The sequence below is a fragment of the Microbacterium endophyticum genome (assembly GCF_011047135.1).
GTDB lineage: Bacteria > Actinomycetota > Actinomycetes > Actinomycetales > Microbacteriaceae > Microbacterium > Microbacterium endophyticum.
Window position 1 is genome coordinate 1,299,539 of the sequence record NZ_CP049255.1, and the last position, 12,946, is coordinate 1,312,484.

The 12,946-nt window shown below is 64.3% G+C and carries 13 protein-coding genes; 7 read left to right on the plus strand and 6 right to left on the minus strand.

The genetic code is table 11. From position 1 onward, the window contains the following. The first annotated feature begins 74 nt into the window (after positions 1-74). Entirely contained in the window at positions 75-404 is a 330-nt protein-coding gene (locus tag G6N83_RS06050) for an SDR family NAD(P)-dependent oxidoreductase (protein ID WP_165140322.1), read from the plus strand. Here the strand turns inward: G6N83_RS06050 and catA are convergent. After that, positions 376-1,032 (minus strand): type A chloramphenicol O-acetyltransferase, encoded by a 657-nt coding sequence (catA, locus tag G6N83_RS06055; protein ID WP_165140324.1) that lies wholly within the window; start codon positions 1,030-1,032, stop codon positions 376-378. The two genes, G6N83_RS06050 and catA, sit on opposite strands and share 29 nt — an antisense overlap. A gap of 62 nt (positions 1,033-1,094) precedes the next feature. Here catA and G6N83_RS06060 point away from each other — a divergent pair, with 62 nt between their 5' ends. The 4 genes from G6N83_RS06060 (at position 1,095) to G6N83_RS06075 (ending at position 4,730) form a co-directional block, all read left to right on the plus strand. Next, positions 1,095-1,640: a pyridoxamine 5'-phosphate oxidase family protein gene (locus tag G6N83_RS06060; protein ID WP_165140326.1), complete on the plus strand. Its 546-nt coding sequence runs from the start codon at positions 1,095-1,097 to the stop codon at positions 1,638-1,640. Positions 1,641-1,742: 102 nt separating this feature from the next. Next, on the plus strand, positions 1,743-2,846 hold the full coding sequence (locus tag G6N83_RS06065; RefSeq protein ID WP_165140328.1) for a type III polyketide synthase: 1,104 nt from the start codon (positions 1,743-1,745) through the stop codon (positions 2,844-2,846). Further along, positions 2,843-3,547 carry a methyltransferase domain-containing protein gene (locus G6N83_RS06070; protein ID WP_165140330.1) on the plus strand — a complete coding sequence of 235 codons (705 nt, stop codon included), beginning with the start codon at positions 2,843-2,845 and terminating at the stop codon, positions 3,545-3,547. The genes G6N83_RS06065 and G6N83_RS06070 overlap by 4 nt, the downstream gene beginning before the upstream one ends. After that, complete coding sequence (locus tag G6N83_RS06075) at positions 3,540-4,730, plus strand: FAD-dependent oxidoreductase (RefSeq protein ID WP_165140332.1); 1,191 nt, start codon at positions 3,540-3,542, stop codon at positions 4,728-4,730. The genes G6N83_RS06070 and G6N83_RS06075 overlap by 8 nt, the downstream gene beginning before the upstream one ends. Here the strand turns inward: G6N83_RS06075 and G6N83_RS06080 are convergent. After that, positions 4,707-5,495: a UbiA family prenyltransferase gene (locus G6N83_RS06080; protein WP_241246303.1), complete on the minus strand. Its 789-nt coding sequence runs from the start codon at positions 5,493-5,495 to the stop codon at positions 4,707-4,709. The two genes, G6N83_RS06075 and G6N83_RS06080, sit on opposite strands and share 24 nt — an antisense overlap. Positions 5,496-5,545: 50 nt before the next feature. Beyond that, positions 5,546-7,738 carry an ATP-dependent Clp protease ATP-binding subunit gene (locus G6N83_RS06085; protein ID WP_165140336.1) on the minus strand — a complete coding sequence of 731 codons (2,193 nt, stop codon included), beginning with the start codon at positions 7,736-7,738 and terminating at the stop codon, positions 5,546-5,548. A gap of 106 nt (positions 7,739-7,844) precedes the next feature. Between G6N83_RS06085 and G6N83_RS06090 the strand changes: the two genes are divergently transcribed. After that, complete coding sequence (locus tag G6N83_RS06090) at positions 7,845-9,077, plus strand: DUF2254 domain-containing protein (RefSeq protein WP_165140338.1); 1,233 nt, start codon at positions 7,845-7,847, stop codon at positions 9,075-9,077. A gap of 4 nt (positions 9,078-9,081) precedes the next feature. Here G6N83_RS06090 and G6N83_RS06095 read toward each other — a convergent pair whose 3' ends face one another. Further along, positions 9,082-10,110, minus strand: a complete 1,029-nt coding sequence (locus G6N83_RS06095) for a GlxA family transcriptional regulator (RefSeq protein WP_183408468.1) — start codon at positions 10,108-10,110, stop codon at positions 9,082-9,084. Between the two features lie 85 nt (positions 10,111-10,195). Here G6N83_RS06095 and G6N83_RS06100 point away from each other — a divergent pair, with 85 nt between their 5' ends. Then, positions 10,196-10,492: a hypothetical protein gene (locus tag G6N83_RS06100; RefSeq protein WP_165140340.1), complete on the plus strand. Its 297-nt coding sequence runs from the start codon at positions 10,196-10,198 to the stop codon at positions 10,490-10,492. On the opposite strand, the gene G6N83_RS06105 is transcribed toward G6N83_RS06100, so the two are convergent. Both G6N83_RS06105 and G6N83_RS06110 read right to left on the minus strand, forming a co-directional pair. Next, positions 10,468-11,691 carry a glycosyltransferase family 4 protein gene (locus tag G6N83_RS06105; RefSeq protein WP_165140342.1) on the minus strand — a complete coding sequence of 408 codons (1,224 nt, stop codon included), beginning with the start codon at positions 11,689-11,691 and terminating at the stop codon, positions 10,468-10,470. The two genes, G6N83_RS06100 and G6N83_RS06105, sit on opposite strands and share 25 nt — an antisense overlap. 6 nt (positions 11,692-11,697) lie before the next feature. Then, positions 11,698-12,915: a glycosyltransferase gene (locus G6N83_RS06110; RefSeq protein ID WP_165140344.1), complete on the minus strand. Its 1,218-nt coding sequence runs from the start codon at positions 12,913-12,915 to the stop codon at positions 11,698-11,700. Positions 12,916-12,946: the final 31 nt, after the last annotated feature.

A 12,946-nucleotide genomic window follows, 5' to 3' on the forward strand; every position in this document is an offset into this window, starting at 1 on the left:
AGACGCGCGGCATCTGAGTCTGTTCGTACCCGTACCGCCGATGCGGTGGGGGTCTGGTCCGCGAGGATAGCTATATGAACAGCGCACAAGCGGTGACAGCGGTCACCGGTGGGTCACGGGGCATCGGAGCAGCAATCGTTCGCCGTCTCGCAGCGGACGGTCACGACGTCGTCATTGGGCACCGAGACGACGCGACCGCCGCAGGAGCAGTGCGCGGTGCGGGGCGCCTCATTGATCTCGACCCAGCCGAACTCAAGCACGACCTCGAGGTCAACCTCCTCGGAGCCGTTCTGACGAGCCGCGCTACGGTCGAACACCTCGCCGAATCGGCGGGATCGCTCGGGCTCATCGGATCGGCGGCTGCAACGATCGACGCTAGCTACTCACCCACGATGCGTCGCTGAAAAGGTCTCGCAGCTCATTGAGGAGGCGCGCTGTGTGAAAACCGTCGGCGGCCGCATGGTGCATCTGCACAGCAAATGGAAGAAGCACCCGCCCATCCCTCTCGACATATTGGCCGAGGGTGAATATCGGCGCCAGGTGATCCCAGCTGCCGCCAATATTGAGCGTGAAACCGGTGAAGGCAGTCCACGGCAGACTCGACACGTCGAACGAGTTTCGTGGAGACGGCCCCTGTGGAAAAAGCTCCGTCGACTCTGCGTGCTCAGCGATGACACGAGCCGCGGCCTCGTGGAAGGCGGCGAAGTCCGGGTTGTATGGCACCCACACGCTCGCGAACGTTTCCTGATCGCTGTTGAACACGGTGAACGAGGGATGCACGAGCGACCAGATTGCTGGCGCACCCGAATCGGTCAACGTCATCCGAAATTCGTCGTGGCGATTGACAACCGACGCGATCGCCCAGATCTGCGCGATGTACGTTCGGCGCCTCGCGGATCGAACCGCCGCGACGAACGTGGTTACGTCTAGCTCGACGGTGATGGAATACGTGCACGGCACAGCATTCCGGTAGTGCTCAAAATGCTGACGCCGCGGCCACGTTTCGACATCGATCGGGATCGGATCGTTCACTCGATCATTCTCGCAGCGCGACGTCCGCGGACGAGGTCGGCCGAGAGATCTACTCTGTCAGCATGGGCAAACTTTTTGACTCCATCGACGACAAGCTGAAGGCCTGGATCGAAGCGCAACACATGTGGTTCGTCGCGACCGCTCCGCTCGATGCAGACGGCCACGTCAATATTTCACCTCGCGGCCTCGACTCTTTTTCGGTGCTCGACGACCATCGCGTTGGCTGGGTCGACTACACCGGCAGCGGTGTCGAGACCATCGCTCATCTCCGCGAGAACGGGCGAGTGTGTCTGATGTTTGCCTCGTTCGACACCCGGCCGCGCATAGTGCGACTGCATGGCCAAGGATCGGTGTCCCTTCCTGGCGAAGCAGCCTTTGAGGAGGTTGTGGCGCTCCACCCCCAGCACCCGAGCACCAGAGCCGTTATCACCGTGGACGTCACAAGGATCAGTGACGCCTGCGGTTGGGGAGTTCCCCTGATGGAGATGACCGGCGAGCGCGACCTGCTCCGGCTGCAGGCTGAGAAGAAGGGTACTGAGGGTTTGGCGGAGTACCGCGCCGAGAAGAACACGCGCAGCATCGACGACCTTCCAGGACTCACGGTCTGACGCTCACAGCCAGATTTTGCCCTCACCCCGCCAAGCCCTAGCTAAGACATGGCGGCCGCGCAAGGCGTTCCAGGTGGCACAGAAGCGTGCTTAGGTAACTGAGTGACCGCCCGCATCCTCGCTATCGGCACCGCGGTGCCGCCCACCCGGGTCGCCCAAACGAGCGTGCGCGATGTGTTCGCCCAGCAGCCGAATATTGACAGGCTCACCGCCAGGCTCGTTCACGCAGCCTTCGACGCGGCGGCGATCGAGCACCGCCACACGGTGTTGTCGGAACTCGGTGGCGCCGCGGCAGCGCCCGGGGAGGCCCGGTTTCTGGGTGACGATGGCGTGCTGCACATGCCCACGACCGGCGAGCGCAACGACCTCTACATTCAGACGGCTCCCGATCTGTTCGCCGAAGCTGCCCGCGACGCACTCACCCGCGCAGGGGTCGACGCCGACGCGGTGACCCATGTCGTGACGGTCTCGTGCACAGGATTCTTCGCACCCGGTCCGGATTATTTACTGGTACGCGACCTTGGCTTCTCACCTGCCGTGGAGCGCTACCACCTCGGGTTTATGGGATGTGCGGCGGGGGTTCCCGCGCTCCGCCTGGCCGCACGAATCACCGACTCTCAACCCGACGCTGTCGTACTCGTCGTGTGCGCCGAGCTGTGCTCGCTGCACATTCGCGCCTCGAGTGATCCGCAGCAGATCGTGGCGGCATCCCTCTTCGCTGACGGCGCCGGGGCTGCCATCGTCACTGCCAATGCATCTCACCGCACCACCACGGAGCTTCGGCTCGACAGCTTTGCCACGCTCCTCACCACCGAAGGCGAAGCCGACATGGTGTGGACGATCGGCGATGAAGGCTTCGACATGACGCTCACCGCGGATGTCCCCCGCATTGTCGGACGTGAAGTGCGGGATGCCGTCACTCAATTTCTTGCTGACGATCCGCAAAACGTTTCGTGGGCGGTTCATCCCGGCGGCCGAAGCGTGCTTGATCGCGTCGAGCACGGACTAGAGCTGCCGCCCGATGCTCTCGCCACATCTCGCGCTGTGCTGCGCGACTACGGCAACATGTCGAGCGCCACGATCCTCTTCATCTTGCAGGCGATCATGGAAGACAACGCCCTCACCGACGGTGCACCGCTCGCGGCCCTCGCTTTTGGTCCGGGCTTAACCGTCGAATCGGCAATGCTCACGATGCACCGCGCATGACATCGCTCTCGGCCCGCAATGAGGCGCTGCAAGAACTCATGGACAACCCTCACTGCGATCAAAAACGCTTGCGCGCAACACTCAGACGTTTCGGCCTCATCAACCCCGTGATCGCCGGATGGGGCGGGCTCTACCGCGGAAAGCTTCGGCCGTATCTCACATCACTCAGACGACCCGCGCGCGTGCTCGATCTCGGCTGCGGCGGCGGCGATGTCACAGCACACCTGGCGAAACTCTCGCGCCGTGACGGGCTGCGAGTCGAGTGGGTGGGGGTCGACCCCGAGCCCACAGCGTTCGAGGTCGCCTCGACACGTACGCGCGAGAATCTGCGCTTCATCCATGCTGACGCGGCAGGCCTCCTCGCCGCGGGCGACCGCTTCGACGCTGTCATCTCGAATCACGTCGTCCATCACCTCGGCGACGCCCTCCCCGAGTTCTTCGAGCTTTCGCAACGGCTGAGTACGGGCCCCGTTCTCCACGCCGACATCGCCCGCAGCCGCCGCGCCTACATGCTCTACACCGTCGGCGTCACACCATTTGCACCCGGTACGTTTCTGCGCACGGATGGCCTGCGGTCGATCCGTCGCAGTTTCACCGCCCGTGAATTGCAAGAGCTTCTCGACCGACGGATGCCGACACCCTGGCGTGTGACGACGCCCGGGGCATTCCGGGTACTCGCCGAAGGCCGCGGCCATGTATGACGTGATCGTGGTCGGGGCCGGCCCCGTCGGAATGGTGTTGGCCATGGAGCTTGCCCGGCACGGCGTAGGCGTGCAGATTCTCGAGCAGCGCCCCGAACCCGGAACCGGAACTCGCGCTATCGGTGTGCACCCGCCCGTGCTGGCGGCGCTCGAGCCATCGGGCGTGACCGACGCCCTACTGTCGCACGCGCTGCGCGTCACACGTGGCGAGGCGCGCTCCGACAACGACCTCCTCGGCACCGTACGCTTCGACAGGCTCACCACCCGGTTTCCGTTCGTTGCGACCCTGCCGCAAGCCGCCACCGAGACCGCGCTTCGGGATGCTGCGCCTCTCCCCCGTCGCGGAGTCACTGTGACGGGGGTCAGACCCGATGGCCCTCGCGTGCGTGTAGAGATCAGTGACGGCGCGGGCCTAGCCGAGACGCTCTACGCGCGGATTGTGGTGGTGGCATCCGGGTGGGCCGGCCGCGCCCTCGTCTATCGCGCAGATCGCCTCGCCGCGCACAGCTACCCCGACCGATATCTCATGACGGATTCCGAAGCGTCGCTCGATGCCGATGAAAACACCGCGATCGTCAATCTGTCGCGCGGCGGCGTGCTCGAGTCGTTTCCGCTGCCACACGGCCTTCGCCGCTACGTCGCGTGGGATGCGGCCGGCGCTGCGACCCGCACCGAGAACAAAGCGGATGCCAACGCTCGGCGTCTGCGCGAGGCCATGGTCACGCGCGGCGAGGCGCGAGCCGCCGCACATGTGACGGCGGCGACCACGTTCGAAGTGCGACGCTTCGTTGCCCCGCAGTTGCGCCACGATCGAATATTCGCCATCGGAGACGTAGCCCACGAAGTGAGCCCGATCGGCGGACAGGGAATGAACCTCGGGATTCTCGACGCAGTTGGCCTTGCACCTTTGCTCGCCTGGTGGGTGCAACGCGGAGTCACGCCGGATCCTCAGTTGCGCGCCTGGGAGTCAAGACGCGTGAACTCCGCGCGCATCGCGGCGACGCTCGCCGCGGCGAACACTCGCCTGGGCCGCGGACTCTCGAGGTCCGGCGACGCTGCGCGCAGCGGGATCGTTCGTGCGATGCTTCGCCGCCCCACCGGCGCCGCGTTCGCTAAGGCGTACGCCATGGGCTTCGACCGAGACGCTGCAGACTCTCGGCTACGCGGCGAGCGCTCCGCCTGACGCAACGAGCTGAGTCGCGAGCAAGAGTGCTGCTGTCATCACGAGACGAAAGACCACCCGCCCGGGTCGCCGCGCCAGCGCCCGGTAAAGCGTCGCGGCAGAAACACCGATCACTGCTGCGAAGAAGACCCACGACAGCCCACTAACCTCGCCGAGCGATCCGCCCACGGGTCCGAGCAGCACCGCGAGGGCCCCGGCGGCGAGGGCAAGGGTTGCAGCGATCGCCGCCGTACGTCCGCCGATGCGGTGCGCGAGACCTTTTACACCCGTACGGCGGTCATCGTCGAGGTCGGGCAGCACGTTCGTGAGGTGCACGGCAGCACCGAGAGCGGCGCCCGCAACGAATGCCCACGGCGCCGCGAGCGCGCTCGGCGTGGCCGACAGGGTTGCGAGCGATGGGAAGAGACCGAAGCTCACGAGAAAAGGCACGACTGAGAACACCGTGGATTTGAGCCGGAGGTTGTACGACCAGGCCGAGGCGAGCGCAATCGCATGGGCCAGCAGCATCCCCCAGCCCAGCAGAGCCGAAACCAACAGTGCAACGGCGAGCGCCGCGGACGCAGCACTGAAAGCGACGCGCACCGTAAGGTCGCCTCGCGCAATCGGTTTGTCCCTTCTGCCGACGCTTCGGTCGCGCGACGCGTCGATGGCGTCATTCGAGATGCCGACCGAAAGTTGGCCGAAGAGCACGGCAGCGCCCAGGAGCACGACGCGCCATGCATCAACCCCCGCCGCGATGCCGAGCGCCACTGAAAGTGCAGTCACGACGAGCGTCGGCCCCGGATGCGATGACGCCCACAGCGCCCGCACTACTCTCACTCGTACGACTCGTCACCCTCATCGTTCTTCTGTTCCGCGCGTGCCGGCCCCTCGCTCGTGAGCACGAGCTGTGAGCCGGTGGCATCGATGTCGACTCGCACGACGTCGCCATCTCGCACACCGCCAGAGAGAATCGCCATGGCGAGGCGGTCTTGAATCTCCGACTGGATCAGGCGGCGGAGCGGCCGCGCCCCATAAATCGGGTCGTAGCCCCGCTCCGCGAGCCACGTGCGCGCGTCGGGAGTTACGGCGAGCGTCAACCGCCGCTCGGTCAGGCGCTGCTGCAGCGCGTCGACTGTGAGTTCGACAATCTGCGCGAGGTCATCTTCGGTCAGCGTCTGGAACACCACGATGTCGTCGAGTCGATTCACGAACTCCGGCTTGAAAGCTTGACGCACGAGCGCCTGAACTTGCTGCTCTTTCTGCTCGGCCGACAGTGTCGGGTCGATCAGAATTGGCGAGCCGATATTCGACGTCAAGATCAAGATGACGTTTTTGAAATCGACAGTGCGCCCCTGCCCGTCTGTCAGTCGGCCATCGTCCATGACCTGCAGCAGCACATCGAACACTTCAGGGTGAGCCTTCTCGACCTCATCGAGCAGAACAACGCTGTACGGGCGACGCCGCACAGCCTCGGTGAGCTGACCGCCCTGCTCGTAACCGACGTAACCGGGAGGGGCCCCAACGAGGCGCGACACCGAGTGCTTTTCGCCGTACTCCGACATGTCGATCCGCACCATCGCGTGCTCGTCATCGAAGAGGAAGTTGGCGAGTGCTTTCGCGAGCTCCGTCTTACCAACACCGGTCGGCCCGAGGAAGAGGAACGAACCCGTCGGGCGGTTCGGGTCACTGATCCCCGCGCGGGAGCGGCGCACGGCATCCGCAACAGCCTTGACGGCGGCTTTCTGACCAATCAGTCGCTTGCCGAGTTCCGCCTCGAGATGAATCAGCTTCTCCGTCTCACCCTGCAGGAGGCGCCCCACGGGAATTCCGGTCCAGGCGGCGATGACCGAGGCGATGTCCTCATCGGTCACTTGGTCGTTGACCATCCGATCCGTTGTGCCTTCCGCCGATTCCACAACAGCGAGTTCACGCTCGAGCGCCGGAATCTCGGCGTAAAGCAGCCGTGATGCGCGCTCGAGGTTTCCTTCGCGCTGCGCGCGCTCGGCATCGACACGGGCAGCATCCAGCCGAGTCTTCAGTTCACCGACGCGGTTGAGCGACGACCGCTCGTGTTCCCAGCGCTCGGCAAGCGCCGAAAGGCGCTCTTCTTCGGCGGCGAGATCGACACGAAGCTTCGTCAACCGTTCTTTCGAGGCGGCATCTTTTTCGCGTTTGAGGGCGAGTTCTTCGAGCTTCAGACGATCAACGTGACGGCGCAGTTCGTCGATCTCGAGCGGTGCTGAGTCGATCTCCATACGCAGTCGTGAAGCCGCCTCATCGATGAGGTCGATGGCTTTGTCGGGCAGTTGCCGCGAGGGAATGTACCGGTGCGAAAGGGATGCCGCGGCAATTAGTGCCGCGTCGGCGATAGCCACTTTATGGTGAGCCTCGTAGCGTTCTTTGAGCCCACGGAGAATCGCAACGGTGTCTTCGACAGTGGGCTCACCCACGTACACCTGTTGAAAGCGGCGCTCGAGGGCGGCGTCTTTCTCGATGAATTCGCGGTACTCGTTGAGTGTGGTGGCACCGATGAGGCGCAACTCACCGCGCGCGAGCATGGGCTTCAGCATGTTGGATGCCGCGACCGACCCTTCACCGCCACCGGCGCCCATGAGGACGTGGAGTTCATCGATGAACGTGATCACTTTGCCATCCGACTCGGTAATCTCCTGCAGCACGCTCTTGAGACGCTCTTCGAACTGCCCGCGGTACATAGCTCCCGCCACGAGCGCGGAGATATCGAGAGTGATGAGCTCTTTGTCTTTCAGGCTCTCCGCAACGTCGCCGGCCACGATGCGCTGAGCGAGACCCTCGACGACGGCCGTCTTACCGACACCGGGCTCGCCGATCAGCACGGGATTGTTCTTCGTGCGTCGAGTGAGCACCTGGCTGATGCGACGAATTTCGGCGTCGCGACCGATGACCGGATCGAGCTTGCCCATGCGGGCGCGCTCGGTGAGGTTGATTCCAAACTGCTCCAGGGCGCTCTTCGACTCTTCCTGCCCTGGCTGCTGCGTGGCGTTCATCTGTCTCCTGAAATCTACGAGGATCGAACTTGAGCCTTGTCGACTCAAGTTTACCAGGTTGGATGCCGCGCAACAATGGTTGGCAGAACGCGGCTAACGTGTCGCTATGAGTCGTCTCTGGGTCCTTGTGAAGCGACTACCGCGACGTGTGTGGTTTCGCGCCGCGCTCTTTACCGCCATCGCGATCGTATTCGCCCTCATCGCCGGCGCCGTGGCATCCTTCTTGCCGTATTCGTTCGCGTTCGACCTCGGCCAGGGCGCCGTCGGATCGATACTGCAGATCCTGGCAACATCGATGCTCGCGGTGACGACATTCTCGTTGACCACCATGGTCACGGCGTACTCCTCAGCATCCGCGATTGCGACGCCACGCGCGACGCAACTGCTTGTCGAAGACACGACGTCTCAGAACGTGCTGTCGACCTTCATCGGCGCGTTCACGTTCTCACTCGTGGGGATTATCGCGCTCTCAACCAGCTACTACACCGATCAGGGCCGCGCGATCCTGTTCCTCGGAACGCTGGTCGTCGTCATCATCATCGTCGTCACCCTGCTTCGCTGGATCGGCCACCTTTCGAGCTTCGGGCGCATGGCCGACGTCATCGATCGCGTCGAAGCCGAAGCATGTTCGACGCTCGCGTCATACGCCGCGAAGCCGGCCCTCGGCGCAAACGTACTGCGCGCAAGCCCCACCGGTTCATTCGTTATTCCGGCACCGAGGGTCGGTGTTGTCACGCACATGCAGTTGTCGCGCATCGAGAGCATCGCAGCCGATGCCGACGTACGCGTACACATTGTGGCAAGCCCGGGCCGGACCACGGATGCCGCAACCCCCCTGGCGCGCGTAAGCGGGCACCTCGATGAAGAAGCCGCCTCCGCCATCTCCCATGCGTTTCAAATCGACGCGCATCGCACCTACGAGCAGGACCCCCGCCTCGGCGTGATCGCACTGTCCGAGATCGGAAGTCGGGCGCTTTCTCCCTCGACGAATGATCCCGGGACCGCAATCGAGGTCCTCGGGTCGCTACAGCGTGTCTTCACCGCGATGCTCAGCGAAGAAGCGGATGACGACGTGCTCTATCCCCACATCTGGATCACTCCCGTTGCCCTCGACGACCTGCTCGAAGACGCCTTCCGGCCGCTCGCTCGCGACGGTGCCGGCATGATCGAGGTGGCACTGAGATTGCAGCGTGTTCTCGCAGCGCTGGCCGCTACCGCGCCGCAGCACCGGGCGACTTTCCGGCGCGCTGCGGATGTGGCGGCTCGCCGCGCGTTCGATGCACTCTCCCGAGCCGATGCCGCAACACTTCGACGCAGCAGGCGCTCGCTCTGGAACTGACGCGCTAGGCGGCCGGCGTGGGCTCCGCCATGGCCATCGCATCGACGGGCGTGTCCACGTCTAGCACGTCAGTCGAGTCCTCGGTCGCACAGCTGAATCGGGATCGATACGCCGTGGGGGTCAGCCCGAGCGTCCGCACGAAGTTCTGGCGCAGCACTGCTGCGGAACCAAAGCCGCACTCGTAGGCGATGCGGTCCAGGCCGAGTGAGGTCTTCTCGAGCAGACGCTGCGCGTGCAGCAATCGCTGGCGCGCGAGCCACGCCGCGGGTGTTGCGCCAAGGTCCGCCTTGAACCGGCGGGCAAAAGTGCGGGGCGACATGTGCGCCTTGGCGGCGAGCTCGTCTATGTGAAGATCGAGACGCAGATTTTCGAGCATCCAGTCGGTCACCGGCGCGAGCGATAGAGATGCCACCTCCGGCAGCGGCTTGCTAATGAACTGCGCCTGGCCACCGTCGCGCTGCGGGGCAACGACCATGCGACGCGCGATCGTATTGGCCGCTTCGGGGCCTACCTCTTGACGCAGCAGGTGCAGACACGCATCCAACCCTGCCGCTGTCCCGGCGCTTGTGATGATCTTTCCGTCCTGCACGTAGAGCACGTCGGGGTTGACGTCGATGTCGGGGAACATGTCGGCCATGACATCCGCATACATCCAGTGCGTCGTCGCCCGGCGACCGGCAAGAACTCCGGCGTTCGCCAGGATGAACGCGCCGCTACATACGCTCAGGAGCCAGGCGCCGCGGCGTTCAGCATCACGAATTACCTCGAGCACGCGAGGGTCGGACCGACCCCACATCTCTTTAGGAGTGGGAGACACAACCACGAGATCAGCTTCATACGCGTAGCTCAGGTCGTTGTGGACGTTCAGCGAGAACCCCATGCGTGACGCCACGACGCCGGGGTCAGGCGTTACGACACGGAAATCGAAGTTCGGAACACCGTCGGCCGTGCGGTCGAGACCGAAGGCTTCGCACGCCACACCGAACTCAAAGGGAGCAAACCCCTCTTCTACAATCACGGCGACAGTTTTCATCAGAGCTCCATAGTGGCAGTAAATCGACTATTTGTGTCCATTCTGCCACTTTTGGCAGCATGGAGACAAGCGTAGCGTTTCTGCCATGATCCTCTTCGTTATCGTCGCCGCAATCTCGCTCACCGCCGTCGTAGCCACGCTCATCGCTGTCGCTCGCGACGGGTACGGCCCCGTCCGCACCGACCCCTCCCGCATCCGCGCTTCCCGCACCGGTGCTTCGCGCTCCCTCTCCGAAGCTTCGCCTTCGCACGAGCCCCTCACCCGATCCGCTGACGTGTCCACGTTTGTGGGCGCTCACGCCGTCACACCCACAAAAGTGGGCAAGTCAGCGGGGAAGCGTCAGCGACGGGGCCGGGGCTACGCCGCTGACGCGCGGCGGTAGATCTCGATCATCGCGGCCGTGCGCGATGACTGGCGGAATCGCTCACCGATGTCGGGGGCGGGAACGGGCGCAGTGCCGGCCTCCACGTCGGCCGCGGCCGCACGAATCGCCGCCGCGAGAGCGTCGACAGACTCATCCGCCGCGACGCCATCGCCAACTCGCCACACGCCTGAGCCCAGCTCGTTGGCGATATCGGGGTCACACACGATCGCCGGAGTGCCCAGCGACGCACCCTCGAAAGGTGTCATGCCCTGCGTTTCGAATCCGATCGACGTTTGCACAACGGCATCCGCTGCTGCGATCCGCCGCAGCGTCTCAAGGTATGTCAAGCGACCCACGAAACGAACGGATGCCGCCGCTCCCGCCGCGCGGGCAGCGGTTCGCTGCGCTGCGCGCCACTGGCCTCCGCCGCCGATAACCTCGACTTCGACGTGGGCACCTGAGGCCGCGACCGCTTCGAGAAACGGAAGAAGCCGTTTTTCGGGGCTCATCCGGCCGATCCATACGAGGCGTGCGGGTCCAGGGCGGCGTGCCTCACGGCCGGCAGCGAGCGCGGCGTCGAGAACATCGTCGTCGATACCGTTCCACACGACGTCTACGTGAGGGTTCGGGCCGGGCGGCACAGCGCCGTGCGCTTCCAGCCGATGCGCGAAGTGTGACGACGGCGCCGTTACGGAGCGAGAGAGCCGCGCGAACTGTCGCAAGTAGTCCCACCCGTCGCGACCCTGGCCAGGCACGTGCAACGCTCGCCGCTGCCAGAAATTCAGTGCCCGCAGTACAAGGCGTGGAGCCGGAGCTGTGGCTTCGATGCCCACATCCACCCGGTTGTGCATAGTGTGCACGACCGGAAGTCCGTGTCGGGCCGCATACCGATGGCCGGTGAATGCGCCCCAAAAGTCGGCTTGCACGTGCACGAGGTCCACGGGTGCTCGATCGGCCATCGCCGCGTCGAGATAACGGTCGGTGCGCACTCCTGGCCAGGTGAGCGAGTACTCACGGTCGAGGGTGATGGGTATTGACGGAAGGTCGAGGTACACGGCATCCGTCGTCGCTGCTCGACCGCGCGCACCGTGCATCGCGGGTGCGACGATCGTCACGGTGTGCCCGGCGCGCTCGAGGAAACGACGCTGCAAGCGCATCGAAACCTGTGCACCGCCGAGCGACTCGACGTGCTGATCGCCGAACATCACGACGTGCATCGTGACCTACTCCGGCAGCGGCTGGCCGCGATACAGCGCTTCGAACGTGTCGAGCGTGCGGTTGATGTCGTGCACGACGACGCCATCAAGCGATGCCTGCTGCATACGCAGGCGCTCTTCCGGCTCAGCCGTGAGTACGTCGGTGAGGCGTGCGGCGAGTTCATCGACGCTACCGGGTTCGAAGAGGTAGCCGTTCTCACCGTCGTGGACGAGGTGAGGGAGGGCAACGGCGTTCGCGGCGACGATCGGCAGACCCGAAGCCATCGCTTCCATCGTCGCGATTGACTGAAGTTCGGCAATCGATGCGATGGCGAACACGCTCGCACGCGACAGAATGTGGCGAAGCTCATCTTCTGAAGTGTGCCCGTGAAAGTGCACGCGCTCGGCAATTCCAAGTTCACCCGCGAGTGCTTCGAGGTTCTTTCGCTGATCTCCGCCACCGACGATGTCGAAACTCACATCAAGCGCGGGATCGATGCGCGCGATGGCCCGCAGCACGACGTCGATCTTCTTCTCTGTCGTCAGTCGCCCCACGAACAAAACGCGATTCGCGTCACGAGGTGTGAGATCGGGCGTGTAATTGGTGCGGTCGATCCCGCAGCTCACGGGAATCACCCCGGAGATGTCGATCGCCGATTCAAGAAAGTTCGCGGCGTTTCGTGTGGGGGTCGTCACAGCGCGCGCCATCCGGAGGGTGCGCTCAGCATCCTTCCACGCGAGATTGACCACGATCTCGTCAAGCTTGGCCGGAAGAGTCGTGAAGTCGAGGATGTTTTCGGGCATCACGTGGTTTGTCGCGATCACCGGAATGCCACGCTTTCGCGCCTCCCGCGTGAGTCCACGGCCGATCAGGATGTGCGACTGAATGTGCACGACGTCAGGCTTGATTTCGTCGAGTATGCGACGCGCATGCTGAGGCGAGCGCCCCGGCGGCACGAACCGAAGCCAATCGTGCGGGTAATAGCGCCACGAGGGGAGCCGGTGGATCGTCATCTCTTCACCCTCGATCACTTCGCGGAAGGCGCCGTGCTTGGCATGGGTGAGGCTTGGAGCCATGACGTGCACGTCATGGCCACGCGCGGTGAGGCCTGCGGCGAGACGCTCGGCGAAGCGAGCGGCACCGTTGACGTCGGGCCAAAATGTATCGGCGCCGATGAGCACCGTCAGCGGGCGCTGTGTGGCGGCTTCGTCTGATGAAGAGGGAAGGGACGCGGGGGAAGTCACGGGTGTGGTGGCTGCCTATCTCTGCGGCGTG

Coding starts and splice junctions, on each gene's coding strand:
- G6N83_RS06070 (WP_165140330.1), top strand. CDS start 2,843: ATGACATCGCTCTCGGCCCGCAATGAGGCGCTGCAAGAACTCATGGAC.
- G6N83_RS06075 (WP_165140332.1), top strand. CDS start 3,540: ATGTATGACGTGATCGTGGTCGGGGCCGGCCCCGTCGGAATGGTGTTG.
- G6N83_RS06095 (WP_183408468.1), bottom strand. CDS start 10,110: ATGAAAACTGTCGCCGTGATTGTAGAAGAGGGGTTTGCTCCCTTTGAG.
- G6N83_RS06100 (WP_165140340.1), top strand. CDS start 10,196: ATGATCCTCTTCGTTATCGTCGCCGCAATCTCGCTCACCGCCGTCGTA.
- G6N83_RS06105 (WP_165140342.1), bottom strand. CDS start 11,691: ATGCACGTCGTGATGTTCGGCGATCAGCACGTCGAGTCGCTCGGCGGT.
- G6N83_RS06085 (WP_165140336.1), bottom strand. CDS start 7,738: ATGAACGCCACGCAGCAGCCAGGGCAGGAAGAGTCGAAGAGCGCCCTG.
- G6N83_RS06060 (WP_165140326.1), top strand. CDS start 1,095: ATGGGCAAACTTTTTGACTCCATCGACGACAAGCTGAAGGCCTGGATC.
- G6N83_RS06090 (WP_165140338.1), top strand. CDS start 7,845: ATGAGTCGTCTCTGGGTCCTTGTGAAGCGACTACCGCGACGTGTGTGG.
- G6N83_RS06050 (WP_165140322.1), top strand. CDS start 75: ATGAACAGCGCACAAGCGGTGACAGCGGTCACCGGTGGGTCACGGGGC.